Origin of the sequence: Variovorax ureilyticus (genome assembly GCF_037889935.1) — a bacterium.
Lineage (GTDB): Bacteria > Pseudomonadota > Gammaproteobacteria > Burkholderiales > Burkholderiaceae_C > Variovorax > Variovorax ureilyticus.
This window is the reverse complement of the sequence record NZ_JBBKZU010000016.1, coordinates 103,323-124,840: the sequence shown is the minus strand read 5'-3', so window position 1 is coordinate 124,840 and position 21,518 is coordinate 103,323. Positions and strand designations below refer to the sequence as shown.

Genomic DNA, 21,518 nt, shown 5'->3' with positions numbered 1-21,518 from the left:
TGGAACCGGGAACGGGCCAGGTCGTGTAGGACACATCCTCGCCTGCACGATCCGTCAGCCGTCCTGCGCCGGGGCCTCCAGGGGCAGCGTGACGCGGAATTCCGAGCCTTCGCCCAGGCGGCTTTCGAGCGCGATGTCGCCGCCGTGCAGGCGGACGATCTCCCGCGTGATGTACAGCCCCAGCCCGAGACCCGCCGCGTGCTTGCGGCTGTCGTCGGTGCGCTCGAACTGCTCGAAGATGCGCGCCTGGTCCTCCGGCGCGACGCCGATGCCCTGGTCGCGCACCGTCATGCGGGCCATTGCGCCCGCCTGGTCCACCGACACGCGCACCGGCTTCCCTTCCCCATAGCGCAGCGCGTTGGTCAGCAGGTTGGTCAGCACCTGCTCGATGCGGAACTCGTCCCACACCCCTTCGACCGGCCCGGGCGCATGCAGCTCGATGCGCGACCCCGCGGCCTCGGCCTGCTGGGCAAGACCTTCCACCACGCCGCGCGCGAGCGCCGCGAGGTCGGCCGGCCGGGGCCGGATCGACAGCGAGCCGCTGCGCATGCGCGTCACGTCGAGCATGTCGTCGATCAGGCGAACCATGTTCTGGATCTGCCGCTGGTCGCGCTCGACCATCGCCGGCAGGCGCTCCGGCGAGAAGGCCGCGGTGTTGCCCTTGTCGAGATGCAGCTTGCGCACCTGCGTCTCCAGGTACAGCGTGTTGAGCGGCGTGCGCAACTCGTGCGACACCATCGACATGAAGTCGTCGCGCATGCGCACCGCGCGCTCCAGTTCGCGCTGGGCGCTCTGGAGCTGCTGCACGAGCTCCTCCTGCTGGCGGTGCGACGCGGCCAGGGCATCCATCTCGTGCCGCAGCGCCTTGCGATGGCGGTATAGGTCCACGAAGACGCTGACCTTGCTGTTCACCGCATGCGCGTCGAGCGGCTTCTGCAGGAAGTCCACCGCGCCGCTCTCGTACCCCTTGAAGGCGTAATTCATCTCGCGGCCGGCGGCGCTCACGAAGATGATCGGGATGTGCCGCGTGCGCTCGGTGCCGCGCATCATCTCGGCCAATTCGAAACCGTTGAGGCCCGGCATCTGCACATCGATGATCGCCAGCGCGAACTCGTGCTCCAGCAGCAGCGCGAGCGCCGCTTCGCCCGACATTGCGCGGAACACATGGCGCGAGGGGCCGCGGATCAGGGCGTCGAGCGCCAGCAGGTTCTCCGGCAGGTCGTCGACGATCAGCAGCTTGCTTTCGACATCAATGGGCATGGGCGGCATCCAGCTGCATCAGGAGCGCGCGGATCTCGCGCAGTGGCAGGACATGGTCGGGTTCGTGAAGCGCCAGGGCGGCAAGCGGCATGGTCGGCACGGAGGCCTCGGCCGGGTCCTGCACGACCGTCAGCCCGCCGGCCTCGTGAATGCGCAGCAGTCCGCGCGCGCCGTCCTCGTTGGCGCCCGTCAGGAGGATGCCGGCGAGCGCCGGTCCGCAGGCATCGGCCGCGGAACTCATGAGGACGTCGATCGACGGGCGCGAGAACAGCACCGGCGGCTCGCAGCTCAGCGAGAAGCTGAGGTCCGCTTCGATCGACAGGTGGTAGCCCGGCGGCGCGAAATAGAGCGTTCCCTCGGCCACCGGCAGCTTGTCTTCCGCTTCGCGGGCCGTGAACGGCAAACGCTGCGAGAAGACTTCCGGGAGACGGCTCTGGTACTGCTCCGGCAGATGGAGCACCACCACGATCGGCAGGCGCCAGCCGGCGGGCAGACCCGAGAGCAGCGTGAGCAATGCATCGACGCCGCCCGCGGACGCGCCGATGATGGCGATGCGCACGGCGCGGACCTCGCCGGCTTCGGCCGGGACGTTCGATGCGTTGGACGAACCCGTCATGTGGCCTTCCTGAAGATGCGCTCGCCGCGGGACAGCACTTCGAAGCGGCTCGTATAGCCGGAGAAGTCGATGCTCTCCTTGGCGCCGAGCCCGAGGAAGCCGCGATGGCACAGCGACTCATGGAAGAGCCCGAGCGCCCGGTCCTGCAGCGGCCTGTTGAAATAGATGAGGACGTTGCGGCACGAGACAAGATGCGTCTCCGCGAAGACGCTGTCGGTCGCCAGGCTGTGGTCCGCGAAGATCACGTTCGCGCAGAGCGACGGGTCGAAGCGCGCGGCGTCGTAGGCCGCGGTGTAGTAGTCGGCAAACGAGCGAAGCCCGCCGGCGCGCTGGTAGTTGCCGGTGTAGCCCTGGATCGATTCGAGCGGGAAGATGCCCTTGCGCGCCTTCTCCAGCGAGGCCGGGTTGATGTCGGTCGCGTAGATCAGCGTGCGCTCCAGCAGCCCCTCCTCGCGCAGCAGGATCGCGAGCGAGAACACCTCCTCGCCGGTGCTGCACCCGGCCACCCACACCTTGAGCGACGGATAGGTATGCAGGTGCGGCACCACCTGGCGCCGCAGCGCGAGGAAGTAGTCCGGGTCGCGGAACATCTCGCTCACCGGGATCGTGAGGAACTGCAGGAGCCGCGCGAACGTGGCCGGCTCGCGCAGCACCTTGTCCTGCAGCGCCGAGATGCTCGGCAGGGCGAGCTGGTCGAGCGCATACAGCACGCGGCGCTTCTGCGAGGCGCCGGTGTAGTTGCGGAAGTCGTAGCTGTACTTGAGGAAGATGGCCTCCATGAGCAGCCGCAGCTCGATGTCGGCGTCACTCGGCGGACGCAGCGGCGGGGACGCCTTCATAGGCGCTCCATCTTCGGCATCCACACGCGCAGCAGCGAGAAGAGGCGATCGAGGTCCACCGGCTTGGCGAGGTAGTCGCTGGCACCGGCGGCGAGGCACTGCTCCTGGTCGTCCTTCATCGCCTTGGCAGTGACCGCGATCACCGGCAGCTTGTCGAAGCGCGGGTCCTGCCTGAGGCGGCGCGTGGCCTCGAGGCCATCCATCTCCGGCATCATCACGTCCATCAGCACGAGATCGATGTCGCTCACCTGGTCGATCTTCTCCAGCGCCTCGCGTCCGTTGCGTGCCGCCTCGACCGCCGCGCCGCGTTGCTCGAGCGCGCTGGTGAGCGCGAAGATGTTGCGCACGTCGTCGTCCACCAGCAATATCCGCCGGCCCTCGAAGACACGGTCGCGCCCGCGCACCGTCTTGAGCATGTTGCGCCGCTCGGTCGAGAGGTCGGCTTCCACCTTGTGCAGGAACAGCGTCACCTCGTCGAGCAGCCGCTCCGGCGAGCGCGCGCCCTTGATGATGATCGAGCGCGAATAGCGCAGCAGCTCGGCCTCCTCGTCGCGCGTGAGGTTGCGGCCGGTGTAGACGATCACCGGCGGGAAGGAGACGATCTCCTCGGTCGCCATGCGCTTGAGCAGCTCGCTGCCCTGCATGTCCGGAAGCCGGAGGTCGGTGATCATGCAGTCGAACACCCGCGCGCGCAGCAGGTCCAGCGCCTCCTCGCCCGATTCGACCGCGGTGATCACCACGTCCTCGTCCCCGATCAGCCTGACCACGCTTTCGCGCTGCACCGCGTCGTCCTCCACCAGCAGCACCGCCTTGACCTTCTGCGCGAGCTTGTCCTCGATGCGGCGGAACACGTCCATGAGCTGTTCGCGCGACGCGGGCTTGCGGGCATAGCCGATCGCGCCCATGTGCATCGCCGCCTCGGGGCTCTCCATCGCCGAGACCACGTGCACCGGGATGTGGCGCGTGTGCGGATCGTCCTTCAGGCGCTGCAGCACGGAGAGTCCCGGCCCGTCCGGCAGCCGCATGTCGAGCAGGATCGCGTCGGGCTGGAACCGGGTCGCGAGGCCGTAGCCGTCCGCCGCGCCGTGCGCCACGAGGCAGCGGTAGCCGAGTTCGTGCGCGAGGTCGTAGAGGATGTGCGCGAACTGCGGCTCGTCCTCGATGACGAGCAGGCGCCGGGTCTGGTCGGGCGGCAGTTCGCGATCGTCGGGGAACTGCGGCACGGCGGGCTCCGGCGGCCTGGCCGGCGCCGAAGCGGCCGCCGCTACGCTGCCGCGGACGGGCGCGAGCGGCCTTCGCTCGACGATCTCGTGCAAATCCGCCTGCGGCGCCTGCGCGGGAAGCGCCAGCGCGAACGTGCTGCCGACACCCGGCGTGCTGCGCACCGACAGCGTGCCGCCCAGCAACCGCGCCAGGTCGCGCGAAATCGAAAGCCCCAGGCCGGTGCCGCCATAGCGCCGGCTCGCCGTCCCGTCGGCCTGGCGGAAGGCCTCGAAGATCACGCCCTGCTGGTCCGCGGCGATGCCGATGCCGGTGTCGGCCACCTCGAACAGCGCGCCGCCTTCGGGCGCACCGCGCACGGTCAGCGCCAGCTCGCCGTGGTCGGTGAACTTCAGCGCGTTCGCGAGCAGGTTCTTGAGGATCTGCTCGACCCGCTGCCTGTCGGTCACCAGCGTGGCGGGCGCGTCCGCAAGCACCTCCACGCGCAGGCCCAGCCGCTTTTCATGGGCCTGCGGCCTGAACAGGTCTTCGAGGCCCGCGGCGATCTTCGCGACGCCGACCGGCTCCGCCACCACCTCGAGCCTGCCGGCCTCGACCTTGGCGATGTCGAGGATGTCGTTGATCAGCACCAGCAGGTCGTTGCCGGAGCTGTAGATCGAATCGGCGAACTTCACCTGCTCTTCGCTCAGGTTGCCCTGCGCGTTGTCGCGCAGCAGCTTGGCGAGGATCAGCGCGCTGTTGAGCGGCGTGCGCAGCTCGTGCGACATGTTCGCGAGGAACTCGGACTTGTAGCGGCTCGCCTGCTGGAGTTCGTCGGCGCGCTCCTCCAGCTCGCGCTGCGCGCGGCGCAGGGCGGCGTTGCGCAGGTCCAGCGCCTCGGTGCGCTCGGAGAGCTGGCTGTTGGTCTGCTCCAGCTCGGCCTGCTGGTTCTCCATCGCGGACTGCGAAACGCGCAGCGCGCGAGACTGCTCCTCCAGTTCCTCGTTGGCGGTGCGCAGCTCTTCCTGCTGCACCTGCAGCTCCTCGTTGAGCTGCTGGCTTTCGGCCAGCACGTCCTGCAACTGCTCGCGGTAGCGAACCGCGGCCACGGCGCTGCCGATGTTGCCGGCCACCAGGTCGAGCAACTGATGGACCTCGGCGCCGGGCGTGCGCAGGAAGCCCAGTTCCACCACGCCGTTGATGAAGCCGTCGCTCGACACCGGCAGCAGCACCGCCGCCACGGCCGGCATGTCGCCCAGCCCGGAATTGACCTTCAGGTAGGCGGCCTCGACCGGCTCGATCAGCAGACGCCGCCGCTCGGTCGCCGCCTGCCCGACGAGGCTCTCGTTCGGCGCGAAGACCTGTTGCGACGCATCGGCCTCGGCCGAGAAGCCGTAGCTCGCGACGCGCCGCAGCGTGCCCTGCCGCTCGCGCAGGTAGAAGGCGCCGACCGGGCTTGCGACCTGGCGCGAGAAGAACGTGAGCACCTTGCGGCCCATCTCCTGGGCACTGAGCTCGCCGACGAGTTCGCCGCTCAGCTCGGTCTGTGCACCGCGCAGGCGCGACTGGGCCTCCACCACCGCGGCATTCGCGGTCTGGTCGCGGAGCACCTCGTCGTAGTTGCCCGACAGCCGCTGCAGCTGCCGGCGGCCGAAGAAGGCCATGAGCCCGGTCGCCACCAGCGTGAAGAGCACGAAGAAGGCGACCACCGCGATCGCGGTGCGATTGGCGTCGTTGTTGCGCTGGTAGCGCAAGTTCTGCTCGGCGTCCATGAAGGCGGCGTATTCGGTGCGCATCTCGTCGGTGATGCGCTTGCCGCGGCCGAGCCGCACGGCCTCGGCGACCTCGCCTCCGTTGCGACGCCGCTCGATCAAGTCGCTCGCGAACGCATTCCATGCGTTCTGCAGCGAGGCGATGCGGTCCACGCGATCCGTCTGGGCGCGGTTGTCGGACACCATCGACTTCAGCGCCCCGAGGTCGTCTTTCATGCGCGCGAGTGCGCTGTCGTAGGGCTCGAGGAAGCTGGCGTCGCCGGTGATGAGATAGCCGCGCATCCCGGTTTCCATGTCGATGCTGCGGCGCTGCGCCTCGGCCACGGTGCGGGTCACGCGGTCGGTGTGCTCCACCCGCGAGATCGTCGAGAGCAGGTACGCGATGAGCAGCACGAACACCAAGGCGCCGACCACGCCGCCGATCAACGGCAGCTTGAGGTTGCGATTCAGAAGGCGTTGGAAGTCTTCGGTGTCGATCGTCGCCTGGGTCTTCATGAAGGTAGGTGCAAAGGGCAGCAAAAAACCTTCCGAGCTTGCCGGAGTCCCGTCCATGGATGTGTCGGATAACACCGCGCGATGGCGTGCGCACCGCGTCCCGCCGCCCTCCGGGGCGTGCAGGGGGTGTGTAGGACCCCGGGGAATTGACAGAGGCGCGCCAGGGGCGATGGTGGGAAGGGGCCGGACGTCCCGCCGCCGGGCCCAACGAAAGGCCACCCCATGGACTCGAATTCCATCCTCACCCCCTCCGCGCCGCGGTCGTCGCGGGCGCTCTGGATCGCCATCGGCGCGTTGTCGGTCGCGGTGGCGGCACTGGGCGGCGTGCTGGTCCACAAGCAGCTCGACAGCACGGCGCACCCACAGGCGACCTCGCTCGCCGCAGCGCCGCCGGTGCGCGCACCGGACGACTTCGAGCCGCCCGCAGTGCAGGCGCCGGCCGACCCACCGCCTCAGGCGGTCGCGGCCGTCACCCCGCCACCGTCGCCGGTACGGGCGCCGGCCGTCGTTCCGCACGGCACGCCGGCGGGCAGCCCCGCGCCGGTCATGGCTGCCGATGAAGCCGCGGCACCGCCGCCCCCCGCACACAAGGTGTGCCCGGTGTGCGGGCACGTCGAATCGGTGCAGACGATCAAGCGGCAGAAGCCCACCACCGGCGTCGGCGCGGTGGCGGGCGGTGTGGTGGGCGGCGTGCTCGGCAACCAGATCGGCAGCGGCCGGGGCCGCACGCTGGCGACCGTGGCCGGCGCCGTGGGCGGTGGCTTCGCGGGCAACGAGGTCGAGAAGCGCACGCACATGGAGACGGTCTACAAGGTCAGCGTCCGCATGGACAGCGGCACGCTGCGCACCGTGGAGACCGCCACCGCCCCGCCGGTCGGCAAGGCCGTCACGCTGAAGAACAACGTCCTGCGTCCGGCGAACGGCCACAAGTGAGCGCGGCCGCCCATCGCGCCACCTGGTCGGCCACCCACGGACCATCGTCGAGCGGCAGGTCGTGGCCCGCCGTGGGGTGCAGGGCGATCGGCACCCGCCACGCCTGCGCGAGCCGCTGCGAGCAGCGCATATCCACCAGCCCGTCGCGGTGGCTCGACAGCACCAGCAGCGGCACGGCCGGCGCCTGTGCACAAGCGCGGTAGCGCATCGCGGCCCACAGTTGCCGCAGCGCGTTCGCACCGCTCACGGGCCGCGCTTCGCGCAGCGCGGTCCATGCGTCGACGGTGCCGGCCGCGTCGGCCGGGTGCCGCGTGGTCAGCCGGAGAATGGTCTGCTCGCGCGCACGAGGGTCGCTACCGGGCCATGCCACGCCGAGCAGAGGGCCGTAGTTCGCCGGCCGCAGCCGTCGATACCACGGGCTGAACGGCCGCAGGCTCGTGTTGATCAGCACGCAGCCAGCCAGCTCCTGCGGATGCCGCGACGCCCAGTCGGCCGTGACCATCGCGCCGAGCGACATCGCCAGCACATGCACCGGCGTCGCCACGCCGAGCGCACGCAGTTGCCGTCGGCAGTGGTCGACATAGGCCTCGATCCGGGCCGGGCTGCGTTCGCCGTTCAGAGGGCCGTTGCCGGGCAGGTCGATCGCGATGACGCGCTCGCCCGTGGGCAGGCGCTCCTGCAGCATCGCCGGGAATGCGCCCCAGTGTCCCGCCTCGCGCGTCAGTCCGCGCAGCAGCACCCAGGTGTTCACCGCTTGTCCCTTGGGCGTTGCCCGTCGTCGGCGTACCAGCGCGCGAGCGCGCGGCGCGCGTGATCGTCCCTGGCCGGTCCGGTGGGCAGCCAGCGCTCGTGACTGCATGCGGCGCGCGTGAGGAAGTCGAGCCAGCCCACATGCCGGCGCAGCACGCGCTGCTGCCGGTGCTCGATCATCGGATTGAAGATGCCGTGCCGCGAGAAGAGCTGCCGCGGGTTCTTCTTCACCCACAGCCACGAACCCATCTCCAGCGTGAGCGGCAGGAACACGCGCCCCCGCTCGCAGGCGCGCAGGTAGAGGTGATCCCACAGGTCGCCATGCGTGAGGTACTGGCGGCTCTGCGGCTCCAGCACATAGCGGTGATGCAGCAGCGTGTCGTCCACGATCTCGCACAGCGCGTGCATCTCGGCCAGATGCTCGATGGGCCGCGACGCATGCGCGAACGGAAACCAGATGCGGTCCGCCAGGCCGAAGCCGGAATAGCAGTCGATCGCGATGCTGAACGGGCGATTCAGCAGCTCGGTGTCGACCAGCTCGCACAGCGCCGCGCTCTCGCGCTCCATCGGCGCGCCGGGAGCGCCGCGGAACCACGGCAAGGCGGCGCTCACGCGTTGGCCGCCGATGAGGATGGGAACGCGCTCGATCGACTCGACCGGCGCATTGCGCATGAGGTCCACCCCGTTCGGATTCGCGCGCGTGCCGAGCCACAGCCCGCCCGGATTGACCACCGGCATGAACACCAGCCGCACGTCTTCCAGCAGGCGCTGCACAGTGGCGTCCCATTGCAGCCGCATCACGAGGCTGCGCAGGTAGGCGATGGTGACTTCCGCGCCGATGCGCTCCAGTCCGTGCACGCCGCCGAAGAAGCCGATCGCCGGCGCATCCGGCTCGCTGCTGCCGAGGATGAAGGCCTCCAGCGCGAAACGCTGCGCGCCGGCCTCGACCTCGCCCAGCACGCGGCGCGTCATGCTCGCGCCCGCCCGTCGGGCGAGCGCCTGCAGCTCCAGCAATTCGGGCAGATCGGGTGACTTCACGCGCGCAGGATAGCGAGGCGCGCGGACATGAAAGCGTCATACAGGCGCGCTAGCGTGGCCGGACCATGATCCGCATTTCCCGCCACGCCATCGCCCTGCTCTCGGGCGCCCTCGAACTCGCTGCGCTGGCACGCTCGCGCTGGTCCGTGCGGCACGGTGCGCGCTAGCAAGTGCGCGAAGTCTGGGGGCGAGTCGACTACGCCGGCACGGACTCGACGTTCGCCCGGTCCCAGTGCCGATGCTTCGCGATCGCGGCGATGAATTCCTGCGCGATCTGCGTTGCAGCCGTGGTGTCGCCGAGGTTGGTGACCGGCGTGGGCGCCACGATCACACCCGCCGGCAAGGGCTTGGTGTCGGCGCCGATGCCGAGCGTGGAAAGCAACTGCACGCCCTCGCCCACCGCGCAAATCGCCTTGCAGTGCTTGTAGGCCTCCAGCACGAAATGCACCGCGTCGCCGTTGCTTGACATCGCTGCGGCGCCCTGCGCGCCCGCGGGCACGAGGACCGCGTCGAACATGACCGACGGCATGTTCACGTAGGTCGCGTCGACATCGAGCTGGCGCTTCGAGGCGCTCGCGACGGTGCCGAGCTGCGGACCGACCACTTTGCATTGCGCCCCCGCCTTTTCGATCGCTTCGCGGATCGGGCGCAGCGATGCCGAATCGACGCCGTCGGCCACGAGGATCGCGATCTTTCGCGTCTTGATCGAGCCGTCGCCGGTGTCGACCATGCGCAGCGCGGGCGATTCCTCGATCGGCATCGTGATGCGGTGATCGCGGAAGCCGGCGCGCCCCGCGGCCGCCTTCGCATCCGGCGGATTGATGCCCAGCGGCTCGGCGACGCGGCGCGCGAGCTTCTCGTCGACGTGCGCGAGGTTGTCCACCATGCGCTGGCGCACCGCCGGCACCTCGCACTTCGAGAGTTCGAAGCGGAAGCCCGCGATGATGTGTTCCTTCTCGGGCGCGCTCTGGCTGTTGAAGAAGAGCCGCGCCTGCGTGAAGTGGTCGTCGAACGACGGGCTGCGCCGGCGCACCTTCGGCGGCTCGAGGTCCTCCGGGAAGGACTGGAAGCCCGCGCTGCCGCCATCGACGCGAAAGTCCTTGCCGTCGATCAGCGAGTGCGGCTCGTAGGCGACCTGCCCGCGCGCGATGGTCATGCGGTGCATGCCGTCGCGCTGGAAGTTGTGGAAGGGGCACACGCCCCGGTTGATCGGAAGCTCGTGGAAGTTCGCCCCGCCGAGCCGGGAGATCTGCGTGTCCGTGTACGAGAAGAGGCGGCCTTGCAGCAGCGGGTCGTTCGTGAAGTCGATGCCCGGCACCACGTGGCCCGGGTGGAAGGCGACCTGCTCGGTCTCGGCGAAGAAGTTCTCGGGGTTGCGGTTGAGCACCATGCGGCCGATGCGCTGCACCGGCACCATCTCCTCGGGAATGACTTTGGTCGGATCGAGCAGGTCGAAGCCGAAGGCGTGCTCCTTGTCGTTGGGGATGAGCTGCACGCCGAGTTCCCACTCCGGAAAGTCGCCGTTCTCGATCGCTTCCCACAGGTCGCGGCGGTGGAAGTCGGCGTCCTTGCCGGCGATCTTCTGTGCCTCGTCCCACGCCAGCCCATGGATGCCGAGCTTGGGCTTCCAGTGGAACTTGACGAAATGGCTCTCGCCGCGCGCGTTGATGAAGCGGAAGGTGTGGATGCCGAAGCCTTCCATCATCCGGAAGCTGCGCGGAATCGCCCGGTCCGACATCGCCCACATCAGCATGTGCGTGCTCTCGGGCATCAGCGATGCGAAGTCCCAGAAGGTGTCGTGCGCGCTGGCGGCCTGCGGGATCTCGTTGTTCGGCTCGGGCTTGACCGAATGGATGAGGTCCGGGAACTTCATCGCGTCCTGGATGAAGAACACCGGGATGTTGTTGCCGACGAGGTCGTAGTTGCCCTGCTGCGTGTAGAACTTGACCGCGAAGCCGCGCACGTCGCGCACCGTGTCGGCGGAGCCGCGCGAACCGGCCACCGTCGAGAAGCGCACGAACACCGGCGTCTTCACCGCCGGGTCCTGCAGGAAGTCGGCGCAGGTGAACTGCGACATCGACCTGTAGACCTCGAAGTAGCCGTGGGCCGCCGCGCCGCGTGCATGCACCACGCGCTCGGGGATGCGCTCGTGGTCGAAGTGCGTGATCTTCTCGCGCAGGATGAAGTCTTCGAGCAGAGTCGGCCCGCGCGCGCCGGCGCGCAGCGAGTTGTGATTGTCGGGAATCTGCACGCCCTGGTTGGTGGTGATCAGCGGCGTGTGGTCCGTCGTGAAGTTCGAGAGCTGCTCCTGCTTGGCGTTGGTGCCGTTCGCCGGCTTCTGCCGGCGAACTCCGGCCCTGTTCTGCTGCGTCATCGGGGGTTCCTCGGAAAAGGTGGATCGCGTGCGGGCCCGCCGCGATGGCGCGATGGAATCCCACAGCTTAGGCACCTCCCGGCACAAAACCCGTAGTGGCCTCGCGCCGCGATGTGTGGGAGCTTCCCGGCGCCGCCGGTAGGACGTGGCCGACGGCGAGACGCGCTGGTTTTGGACTACGCCTCTTCGCGTCTTCATCCACTCATCGGGAGGGACATCACGCTCCTAGCATGGCCGCACGTTTCACCTCGACGACACTGCACCATGCTCATCCACATCGGCTTCGACATCGAACTGGCGCTCGCCTCGCCTACCGCGTTGATCTACATGCTGCACGTGCATCCTTCGCGCGCCGGCGACATCCAGGGCGAAGGCGGCGAGCGGGTCACCGTCTGCCCGCAGCTTCACGCCGACCATTACATCGATGTGTTCAGCAACCACTGCGCGCGCGTCGAAGTGCCGCAGGGCGTGGACAGGATTCGCCTGTGCAACGAGGCGGTGGTGTACGACACCGGCTGGCCCGATGCGGTCAACCCCCATGCGATGAGCCTCCCTCCCTCCCAACTGCCCACGTCCACCCTCCAGTTCCTGCTTCCGAGTCGCTATTGCGAGGTGGACAGCGAACTGCTGCCGCTGGCTTGGAAGCTGTTCGGCAATGTCGCGCCGGGCTGGCAGCGCGTGCAGGCCATCTGCGACTTCGTGCACCAGCGGGTGCGCTTCGACTACACGTGCGCGCGCGCCACGCGGACCGCGCTGGAGGTCTTCCGCGAGCGGGTCGGCGTGTGCCGGGACTTCACCCATCTCGCGATCGCGCTGTGCCGCTGCATGAACATCCCGGCACGCTATGCGACCGGCTACCTCGGCGACATCGGCGTGCCCGCCGCGCCCTATCCGATGGACTTCAGCGCGTGGTTCGAGGTGTACCTGGGCGACCGCTGGTACACCTTCGACGCACGGCACAACGCCCCGCGCATCGGCCGCATCGTGATCGCGCGCGGGCGCGACGCGGCGGACGTGCCGATCACGATGCTGTTCGGCGCGAACACGCTGGAGAAGTTCGAAGTGACCACCGAGGAGGTGGTGGCGGTGCCCTCCGAGGTTCAGCGCGTGTAGCCGAGCATCCTCATCGCCGGCCCCAGCGCCTTCGCACTTCTGGCGATCGGATCCCACGGCGTGTTTCCCGCCGGCAGGCGCCGGCCGATGTTGCGCACGTTCCATTGCGATGCGCTGGTCAGGCCGGGCAGTTCGTCCCACGCCACCGGCACCGACACGCCGAGTCCGGGTCGCGAACGCGCCGACCATGCCGCGACGGTGGTCGCGCCGAAGCCGTTGCGAAGGTAGTCCACGAAGATCTTGCCCACACGGTTGCGCGGCCCGCTCTTGGCGACGAAGCGGTCCGGAATGACGCGCGCGAGGTGCTGGACCACTGCCTGCGAAAAGCCCTTGACCGTGTCCCAGTCGTATTGGCGGCGGACCGGCACGATCACGTGCATGCCCTTGCCGCCGCTGGTCTTCAGGAAGGGCACGAGACCCAGTTCCGTGAGGATGGCATGCACCAGCAGCGTGGCTTCCTGCATCTGCGCCCACTGGACACCTTCCCCGGGGTCGAGGTCGAAGGTCATCCGGTCTGGCTTGTCGATCGAGTTCGAGGTGGCGTTCCAGGTGTGCAGTTCGATCACGTTCATCTGCGCGGCCGAGAGCAGCCCGCGCTCCGTATCGATCTGCAGCAGCGGGTCGTGGTCGCGGTCGAGCGACGCATCGAGCCGCTTCACGCCGGGCAGCTCGGTCTTCTTCGCGTGCTTCTGGAAGAAGAGCTCGCCGCCGACGCCCTCGGGCGCGCGCACCAGCGACACCGGACGACCCTTGAGGTGCGGCAGGATGAGCTCGGACACCTGTTCGTAGTAGGCGACCAGTTCGCCCTTCGTGACGCCGCTTTCCGCGTCGATCACGCGGTCGGCATGCGTGACCCGCTGCTTCGACGCCACCGCACCTTGCCTTGCCGGCTTGGCCGGGTCCGCCTCGGGCGCAGACACGGTCTCGCGGCGGATCTCGCGCGCGGGCTTGTCGGTGCGCAGGCCCTGGAAGACGGAGTGACGGATGCGGCCGTCGTCCGTCCATTCGCCGAAGGACACCTCGCACACCAGTTGCGGTTCGACCCATTGCGCCTTCACTCCGGCGGGCCGCTTCGCGAACGGGCATTCGTCGCTCCGCACCTTGTCGAGCCTGGCCTTGATGTCGGCGAGGCGGCCGGCGTCGAACCCGGTGCCGACGTTGCCGCAGTACTGGAGCGCGCCTTCGTCGTCGTACACGCCCAGGAGCAGCGAGCCGAAACCCGAACGCGAGCCCTTGGGCGCGGTGTAGCCGCCGATGACGAACTCCTGCCGCCGCTGGTTCTTGAGCTTGATCCAGTCCGGCGAACGCCGCGACACATAGACCGAGCCGCGGCGCTTGCCGATGATCCCCTCGAAGCCGATCCGCGCCGACGAAGCGAGCAGGTCGCGCGGCGAAGCGTCGAAGGATTCGCTGAAGCGCAGCAGCGGGTCGGGGTCGCTGGCGAGCAGGCTGGCGAGCAGGTCGCGTCTTTGCTCCACCGGCACGCTGCGCAGGTCGCGGCCGTCCAGAAAAGGTACGTCGAAGAGCCAGTAGACGATCGACGATGTCGACCCCCGATCGAAGGCGTTCTGCAGCGCCTGGAAGTCAGGTGCGCCGTGCTCGTTGTCGACCACGATCTCGCCGTCGAGCCAGGTCGACCGCACCCGCAAGTTCGCAAGCGCCTTTGCCAGCGCGGGGAGCTTCGAGGTCCAGTCGTGGCCGTTGCGCGTGATGCACTGGACGCGGCCCTTCTCGTCGATGCGCGCAAGCAGGCGGTAGCCGTCGAACTTCAGCTCGTAGAGCCATTCGTCCGCGCGCGGCGGGGGTTCGCTCGCCAGCGTCGCGAGCTGTGGCGCAAGCATGTCGGGCAGCGACTTGGCCTCGCGCCCCGGAGGCTCTGCGGGCTTCGCGGCCTTGACGGATGCCTCGTCCGCTGCAGGCTCGGCCTTGCGCTGGTAGGTCACCGGCGGCGGGCTGTCGACATCGCGCCCGGTCAGCACGCTGTCGGGCTCGGCTTCGACCACGTCGTATTCGCCGATCGGCCGCGCTTCGGGATCGCGCTCCTTGATGAGCAGCCAGGGCTCCTGCTTCTCGGCGGCCTTGCCGTGCATCCGCACCAGCGTCCAGTGGCCGCGCAGCTTCCTGCCGCGCAGCTCGAACTTGAGCTTGCCTTCGGCCATCTGCTGGCGCGCGTCGCCCAGCGGAACCCAGTCGCCGCGATCCCAGACGATCACCGTGCCGGCACCGTACTGCTTTGGCGGGATGGTGCCTTCGAAGTCGGCATACGAGATCGGGTGGTCCTCCACGTGCACCGCCATGCGCTTCACGGTGGGATCGAGGCACGGTCCCTTCGGCACGGCCCAGCTCTTGAGCGTGCCGTCGAGTTCGAGCCGGAAGTCGTAGTGCAGGCGGCTCGCATGGTGCTTCTGCACGACGAACGACAACGCGCCGCGGCGCGCGCTGCCGCCGGCTTGCGGCTCCGGCGTCTTCTTGAAGTCGCGCTTGCGGTGGTACGGCGCGAGCGCTTCGGATTCCGTCTGCCTGCCCACTGTCGTCCAGCCTCCTGTGATGTCGGTGCCCTACGCGGCCTTGCGGCGGGTGGCGCCTTTCGCCGGCGCATGCTTGCGGGCCGCCTTCCTGGCGGGCGCCTTGCGCGCCTTGGTCGTTCGAGGGCCGTCCGCATCATCGACGCTTTCGCCCTCTTGCGCACTCGCCGCCTTGCCGCGGTTCTTGCGCAGGCTGCGCTGGAGCAGCGCCGTGAGGTCCACCACATTGCCGCCGCGCCCGCCTTCCATCTCTTCGCCCGCCTCCGGCTGCGTGACCTCCTCGGTCTGGCCGGCTTCGACTTTTTCGTCGATGAGGCGCTTGATCTTCTCGGTGAACGAGTCCTCGAACTCGGCCGCGTCCCAGTCGTCGCTCATGTCCTTGACCAGTTCCTCGGCCATCTTCAGCTCGCGCTCGGTCACGCCGGCCTGCTTCGGGCTTTCGGCCGGCAGGGGCAGGTCCTTCCAGGGCCGGATGTCGGTGCCCCAGCGCAGCAGGTTCAACACCATGCCCGCGCCGATCGGCACCAGCACGGCGAGATGCTCCTTGGTCTGGATCACGACCCGCGCGACGCCGACGCGATTCGCCCGCTTCAACGTGTCGCGAAGCAGCGCATACACCTTGCCGCCGCCGCGGCCGGTCGGCGCGAGGTAGTAGGGCCGATCGAGGTAGACGAAGGGAATGCTGCCGGCCGGCACGAAGCGCTCGATGGACACCGTCTGCGTGGTCTTCGGGTAGGCGGCCTCGATCTCCTCGTTGCTCAGCACCACGTACTGGCCGCTTTCGTACTCGACGCCCTTCACGATCTGCTCGCGCGGGATCTCTCTGCCGGTCTTCTTGTTCACGCGCTTGTAGCCGACCGGGTCCATCGTGCGCTTGTCGAGCCAGTCGAAGTCGATGCCGTGACTCACCGTGGCCGCATAGAGCGCCACCGGGATGTAGACGAGGCCGAAGCTGATCGAACCCTTCCAGAGGACACGCGGCGCGGGGGGTTTGGACTTGGGCATGTAGCGAATCTCCAGCCTGCACCGTAGGTCGCTGGGCGACCCGCCCATGTAGGAGCGCGACGGCGCGAAACGCAGGCCCGGATCGATCGGCTCTTGCCGAGCCGCCTTCGAGACGCGCGCCGTTCGCGTTCTTCTGCATCGCGAGCCCCATCCTGGCGGTCGCGATGGCCTATTGCGGCATTCGCATGCCGCGCGTGCCGGTCGCGGACGCGGGCGCGTCGACCGCGGGCTGACGTGCCGCATCCTCGCGGGGAGGCTCCGGCCTTGTCGATCTCAGCTCGGCGCCGCCCAGGTGCACTTCGCTCTGCGGCCGCGGCAGGTCGATGCCGGCGTCGGTCAGCGCGGTGCGGATGGCTTTCGCCAAGTTGCTGCGCACCACCAGCCAGTTCGCGCCTTCCACGGTCCACGCGCGCAGGCTGATCTGCAGAAGACCGCCGTTGAGGCCCATCAGGATGGCTTCCGGCGCCGGTGAGACCGACACGCCATCGAGCTCGCGCGCGACGCCTTCGAGGAGCGCCATCGTCCGCTCCGCGGGCACTTCCGGCCGTGTGTTCACTTCCAGCTCGAAGCGGCGGCGGGTGCCGCTGAGCGTCCAGTTCACGAGCTTGTCGGCGAGGAGCACGCCGTTGGGGATCACCACGTCCGCGCCCTCGAAGGTGGTGACGATGGTGGCGCGGATGCCGATGTGGCTCACCGTGCCCAGCAGGCCCGCGATGTCCACGACATCGCCCGGACGGATGGGCCGCTCGAACATGAGGATCAGGCCCGCGACGAAGTTCTTCACCACATCCTGCAGGCCGAAGCCGATGCCGACGCCGAGCGCGCCGAACACGATCGCCAGTTGCCCGATCGGAAAGCCCAGCACGCCCAGAGCCATCAGCAGGCCGAAGGTGACGACGAAGTAGTAGGTCAGCGACGAGATGCTGTTGCCGACGCCGCGCGGCAGCGACATCGAGGGCAGCACATCCTTCTGCAGCACCAGCCGGATCACGCGGGCCACCCAGAAGGCCACGAACACGGCGCCGACGAAGGCCACGATGTTGCCCAGGCTCAGAGAGATGGTGCCGAGCGTGAACACGTGATTGAGCGCGCGCGACAGCATGTCCGACAGCGGCCGGTAGATGCGGAACGACTGCAACAGGATCACCACGAACGCCAGCGCCATCAAGGCGCGCCCTAGCTGGGCGCCGGTCTGCGACCACGACCGGCCGCCGTGCGCGGCCTGCGAGGCGTCGTGCCGCACGAAGAGCACCTGTGCGAGAGCCACCACGATGGTCACCGCGGCGTACATGACCAGGCCGAGATAGCTGCTGTCGAGTACCGCCGAGGCCAGCGTCGTGGCAAGCGAGACGTTGCCGAGCAGGTTGGACACCGCCGCCAGGCCGAGCGCCGCCGCGGCCGCGCCGAGCAGGAGGACCATGACCGGCTGCCGGTGCGCCGGCGTCCCGATCGGGACATTGCGGCGCGCACGCACGAAGAGCATCACCACGGTGGCGAGCATCGCGAGGTCCAGCAGCAGCACGAAGCTCCGGTACAGGAATTCGTTGCTCACCGGCAGCGACGCCAGCATGTTCAGCAGATAGAAGCCCGCGCCCAGGTAGGCCCAGGGCCCGACCGCATCCAGCAGCCGCGAGGGGAGCAGCCGCAGCATCGGCGGCCAGGCCAGCAGCATGAACATCTGCTGCCGGACGGCCGGACCCTTGAAGTCGAACAGCACCGCGAACAAGGCGATGAGCACCAGCCACGCAGCCCATGGCCGGCCGAGCGGCTGGACCGACTCCGGCGACACCAGGCCCTCGGCCACCAGGCGGTTGGCTCTTCCGCGCAGCCACAGCAGGAGCGGCAGCAGCGCCACCGCCGCGGCGACGAGCACCCGCAGCAGGTTGACGTTCGCCGCGTCGTGGTCGCGCGCGAGAGCCGACTCGATCGCGAGGCTCTGGCGCAGCCCGATGCGAAAGGGTTCGAGCTCGATGCGCGCGCTGCCCGCGGCCTGCCACAGCGGCAGCGAATCCATCGCGAGCAGACGCCGGTCCTTCTCGTCGATCAGCGCGAGGACGGTCGCCTCCTCCTCGCGCACCTGCCGCGCAAGTTCGCCCGCCATGCGCCCCTGATGCAGGGCCTTGGCGAGCGGGTCGGCAACGATCTTCTCGGCGGCCTCGACCTTCTCGATGAGTTCGTCGATGCGTTCTCGCAATGCCGGCGCGGCAGACTGCGCTTCGCTCGCGGTGGCGCGCCACTCGAGCCGCATCCGGGCGAGGTCTGCCGCATCCTCGGACAACTCGCGCGCGACACGCGCGGCGCGGGTGCGCAGGTCGGCGATCTCGCGCGTGTAGAGCTGCCAGTGGCGATGCAGGCTTTCGAGCCGGCGCACCGGCAGCTCGGCCAGCTTGCGATCGGCGGATTGCTGGGCGAGCTGGCCGATGGACGCCGAATGCCGGGCCAGGCTCGCATCGACCCGCTGGAGCTCTTCGTCCTGCCTGGCGCGCTGCACCGCGAGCTGGATGCGCTGCTCGTCCGCATCGGCGCGCGCGGTGATGTCGGCGGCCGGGATGGGTTCGACCGTGGCGGCCGGGGCTGTGGCGACGACGGGCTCATCGGCGGATGCGGCCCACGATCGCGGACCCGAAAGACACGCCACGCAGGCCACGATGCCGAGGAGGATCGGCAGGATTCCCCTCGGTGCGGGCACAAGTCCATGCATGCGGCGGATTGTGCTCACGAACGCCCGGTTGGCAAGCCGGGCGAACATGCACCGCAAAAGCGCAGCTTCAGCTGCGCTTGGCGACCAGCGTCAGGATGTCGTAGCTGGCAACCAGATCGCCGTCCTGATTGGTCACTTCCACGTCCCAGGCGACCACGCCCTGGCCGACGCCGTTGGCGTCCTTCTTGTTGCGGTCGATCTTGCGCTTGCAGGTCAGGCGCGCGCGGATCGTGTCGCCGATGCCCACCGGCTTGACGAAGCGCAGCGTGTCGAGCCCGTAGTTCGCGAGCACCGGCCCCGGCGCCGGCGAGACGAAGAGGCCCGCCGCCGCCGAGAGCACGAAGTAGCCGTGTGCGATGCGCTTGCCGAACGGGCTTTCCTTGGCCGCGATCTCGTCGAAATGCATGTAGAAGTAGTCGCCCGAGATGCCGCCGAAGGCGACGATGTCGGCCTCGCTGACGGTGCGGCGATGCGTGAGCAGCGAATCGCCGACCGCCAGATCCTCGAAGTGCTTGCGGAACGGATGCACCTCGGATTCGTTGAGCTTCGCGCCGCGCATGTACTCGCCGGTGACCGCGGCGATCATCGTCGGCGAGCCCTGCACCGCGGTGCGCTGCAGGTAGTGCTTGACAGCGCGCAGGCCGCCCAGCTCTTCGCCGCCGCCCGCGCGACCCGGGCCGCCGTGCTTCAGGAAAGGCAGCGGCGAGCCGTGGCCGGTGGATTCGACCGCCGCTTCGCGATCGAGCACCAGCATGCGGCCGTGATGCGCCGCCGCGATCGGGATGGCCTTCGCCGCAGTCGCCGGATCCTTGGTGACCAGCGTGCCGACCAGGCTTCCGCGACCGCGCGCCGCGAGCGCCAGCGCTTCATCGATTCCGTCGTAGGGCATCAGCGTGCTGACGGGGCCGAAGGCCTCGACATCGTGGACCGCGTCGTGGCGCAGCGGATCGCGCGACAGCAGCAAGGTCGGCGAGAAGAACGCGCCTTCGGCTACGCCCTCGCCCTGGGGCGCGAAACCGTCGCGCTCGCCCCAGACCAGCTCGGCACCCTGCATCAGCGTGCGCACGCGCTCGGCGACGTCGGCCTGCTGTGCGTGCGATGCGAGCGCGCCCATGCGTACGCTTTCGAGCGCCGGGTCGCCGACCACCGTCTTCGCAAGACGCGTGCGCAGCCGCTCGGCCACGGCATCGAGATGCTGGCGCGGCACGATCGCGCGGCGGATCGCGGTGCACTTCTGGCCGGACTTGACCGTCATCTCGCGCGCCACTTCCTTGACGAAGAGATCGAACTCCTCATCCTCGGGCGACACGTCGGGCGCCAGGATCGCACAGTTGAGCGAATCGGCCTCGGCGTTGAACGGGATCGACTGCCGCACGATGTTCGGATGCACGCGCAGCTTCGCAGCGGTATCTGCCGAGCCGGTGAAGGTGACCACGTCGGCGCCATCGAGCCGGTCGAGCAGGTCGCCGGTGCTGCCGATGACGAGCTGCAGGCTGCCTTCGGGCAGCAGGCCCGAGCGATGCATGAGCCGCACCAGTGCTTCGGTGAGGTAGCTGGTCGAGGTCGCCGGCTTGCCGATGCACGGCATGCCCGCCAGGAAGCTGGGCGCCCACTTTTCGAGCAGGCCCCACACCGGGAAGTTGAAGGCGTTGATGTGGACGGCGACGCCACGGCGGGGCACCAGGATGTGTGTGCCGGCGAAGCTGCCCTTCTTGCCGAGCGGAATCGGCGGGCCTTCGTGCACGAGGTTGCCCGAGGGCAGCTCGTTGCCGCCGATGCCCGCATAGGCCGCGAGCGTGCCGGCGCCCCCTTCGATGTCGATCCAGCTGTCGGCGCGGGTCGCGCCGGTGTGCGCCGAGATGGCATAGAGCTCTTCCTTGTGCTCCGCGAGGTACTTGGCAAGCGCGCGCAGGCGCTGGGCGCGCTGCTGGAAGTCCATGGCGAGTAGGTTCGCAAGGCCCACGGTGCGCGCGTGGTGCAGCGCCTCGCCGAAGTCGATGGACTCGGCATGCGTGCTCGCGACCGGACGTCCGTTGACGGCACTCTGGAGCACCTGCGCGCCCTGTTGGCCAAGCCAGCGGCCGGCGATGAAGCTCTGAAGGATCTGGGTCATCAATTTCTCCGAAGGAATCAGGCCGCGACGGCATGCTTGTTGCCGAGGCCGAGATAGGTGTCGATGATTCGCCGGTCGTGCAGTAACGCCTGTGCGGGACCGGTGAGCGCGACTGCGCCTGTTTCCAGCACGTAGCCGCGATCGGCGACCTGCAGTGCGGCGCGCGCGTTCTGCTCCACGAGCAGCACCGAGACGCCGTGCGAGCGCAGCGACGAGACGACGTTCAGCACTTCGCGCACGATCAGTGGCGCGAGGCCGAGCGAAGGCTCGTCGAGCATCAGCAGCTTCGGACGCGCCATCAGCGCTCGGCCGATCGCGAGCATCTGCCGCTCGCCGCCCGAGAGCGTGCTCGCGAGTTGCGCGCGGCGCTCCTTCAGGCGCGGGAAGATCGCGAAGACTTCTTCCATGCGCTCGCGCTGGTCGCGCCGACCGGTGCGCCAGCGGTAGAAGCCGCCGAGCAGCAGGTTGTCCTCGACCGGCATCTCGCCGAACAGTTCGCGCCGCTCGGGCACCAGCGCCACGCCGCGCGCGACCATCGCCTCGACGCTCGGCCGCGCGATGCGCTCACCGGCGAGCGTCACGCTGCCGGTGGACGGCAGCAGGCCCATCGCCGCGCACAACAGCGTGGTCTTGCCCGCGCCGTTGGGGCCGATGACGGTGACGATCTCGCCCTCGTCCACACGCAGGGCGACGCTGTGCACCGCCTCGACCGCGCCGTAGGCGACGCTGAAATCCTGGAGTTCAAAAAGTGGGTTCATGTCAGTTCCACCGTGATCATTCGCGG

14 protein-coding genes are annotated in these 21,518 nt (G+C 68.9%); 2 read left to right on the top strand and 12 right to left on the bottom strand.

The window, feature by feature from the left end:
- Positions 1–54: 54 nt before the first annotated feature.
- The 4 genes from WKW77_RS28430 to WKW77_RS28415 are packed head-to-tail and all read right to left on the bottom strand — an operon-like array spanning position 55 to position 6,182.
- Positions 55–1,260 (bottom strand): hybrid sensor histidine kinase/response regulator, encoded by a 1,206-nt coding sequence (locus WKW77_RS28430; protein WP_340360252.1) that lies wholly within the window; start codon positions 1,258–1,260, stop codon positions 55–57.
- Entirely contained in the window at positions 1,250–1,876 is a 627-nt protein-coding gene (locus tag WKW77_RS28425) for a chemotaxis protein CheB (protein ID WP_340360251.1), read from the bottom strand. The genes WKW77_RS28430 and WKW77_RS28425 overlap by 11 nt, the downstream gene beginning before the upstream one ends.
- Positions 1,873–2,715 carry a CheR family methyltransferase gene (locus WKW77_RS28420; protein ID WP_340360250.1) on the bottom strand — a complete coding sequence of 281 codons (843 nt, stop codon included), beginning with the start codon at positions 2,713–2,715 and terminating at the stop codon, positions 1,873–1,875. Before WKW77_RS28420 ends, WKW77_RS28425 begins: the two co-directional genes overlap by 4 nt.
- Positions 2,712–6,182 (bottom strand): response regulator, encoded by a 3,471-nt coding sequence (locus WKW77_RS28415; RefSeq protein ID WP_340360249.1) that lies wholly within the window; start codon positions 6,180–6,182, stop codon positions 2,712–2,714. The genes WKW77_RS28420 and WKW77_RS28415 overlap by 4 nt, the downstream gene beginning before the upstream one ends.
- A 222-nt stretch (positions 6,183–6,404) precedes the next feature.
- Here WKW77_RS28415 and WKW77_RS28410 point away from each other — a divergent pair, with 222 nt between their 5' ends.
- A complete protein-coding gene (locus WKW77_RS28410) occupies positions 6,405–7,115 on the top strand; it encodes a glycine zipper 2TM domain-containing protein (protein ID WP_340360248.1) in 711 nt (236 codons plus the stop codon).
- On the opposite strand, the gene WKW77_RS28405 is transcribed toward WKW77_RS28410, so the two are convergent.
- The 3 genes from WKW77_RS28405 to katE form a co-directional block, all read right to left on the bottom strand.
- On the bottom strand, positions 7,069–7,866 hold the full coding sequence (locus tag WKW77_RS28405) for an alpha/beta fold hydrolase (RefSeq protein ID WP_340360247.1): 798 nt from the start codon (positions 7,864–7,866) through the stop codon (positions 7,069–7,071). The two genes, WKW77_RS28410 and WKW77_RS28405, sit on opposite strands and share 47 nt — an antisense overlap.
- Positions 7,863–8,903: a M14 family zinc carboxypeptidase gene (locus WKW77_RS28400; RefSeq protein WP_340360246.1), complete on the bottom strand. Its 1,041-nt coding sequence runs from the start codon at positions 8,901–8,903 to the stop codon at positions 7,863–7,865. Before WKW77_RS28400 ends, WKW77_RS28405 begins: the two co-directional genes overlap by 4 nt.
- A 196-nt stretch (positions 8,904–9,099) precedes the next feature.
- Positions 9,100–11,475 (bottom strand): catalase HPII, encoded by a 2,376-nt coding sequence (gene katE, locus WKW77_RS28395; protein ID WP_340360245.1) that lies wholly within the window; start codon positions 11,473–11,475, stop codon positions 9,100–9,102.
- A gap of 66 nt (positions 11,476–11,541) precedes the next feature.
- Here katE and WKW77_RS28390 point away from each other — a divergent pair, with 66 nt between their 5' ends.
- On the top strand, positions 11,542–12,390 hold the full coding sequence (locus tag WKW77_RS28390; protein ID WP_340360244.1) for a transglutaminase-like domain-containing protein: 849 nt from the start codon (positions 11,542–11,544) through the stop codon (positions 12,388–12,390).
- Here WKW77_RS28390 and ligD read toward each other — a convergent pair.
- From ligD to WKW77_RS28365, 5 genes are all read right to left on the bottom strand, one after another.
- Positions 12,378–14,918: a DNA ligase D gene (gene ligD / locus WKW77_RS28385; RefSeq protein WP_340360243.1), complete on the bottom strand. Its 2,541-nt coding sequence runs from the start codon at positions 14,916–14,918 to the stop codon at positions 12,378–12,380. The genes WKW77_RS28390 and ligD overlap by 13 nt on opposite strands.
- Before the next feature lie 30 nt (positions 14,919–14,948).
- A complete protein-coding gene (gene ku, locus WKW77_RS28380) occupies positions 14,949–15,920 on the bottom strand; it encodes a non-homologous end joining protein Ku (RefSeq protein WP_340360242.1) in 972 nt (323 codons plus the stop codon).
- 169 nt (positions 15,921–16,089) lie between these two features.
- On the bottom strand, positions 16,090–18,621 hold the full coding sequence (locus WKW77_RS28375) for a mechanosensitive ion channel domain-containing protein (RefSeq protein ID WP_340360241.1): 2,532 nt from the start codon (positions 18,619–18,621) through the stop codon (positions 16,090–16,092).
- Between the two features lie 67 nt (positions 18,622–18,688).
- Positions 18,689–20,734: a phenylacetic acid degradation bifunctional protein PaaZ gene (gene paaZ, locus WKW77_RS28370; protein WP_340360240.1), complete on the bottom strand. Its 2,046-nt coding sequence runs from the start codon at positions 20,732–20,734 to the stop codon at positions 18,689–18,691.
- A 17-nt stretch (positions 20,735–20,751) separates the two neighbouring features.
- On the bottom strand, positions 20,752–21,492 hold the full coding sequence (locus WKW77_RS28365) for an ABC transporter ATP-binding protein (RefSeq protein ID WP_340360239.1): 741 nt from the start codon (positions 21,490–21,492) through the stop codon (positions 20,752–20,754).
- Between the last annotated feature and the right edge of the window lie 26 nt (positions 21,493–21,518).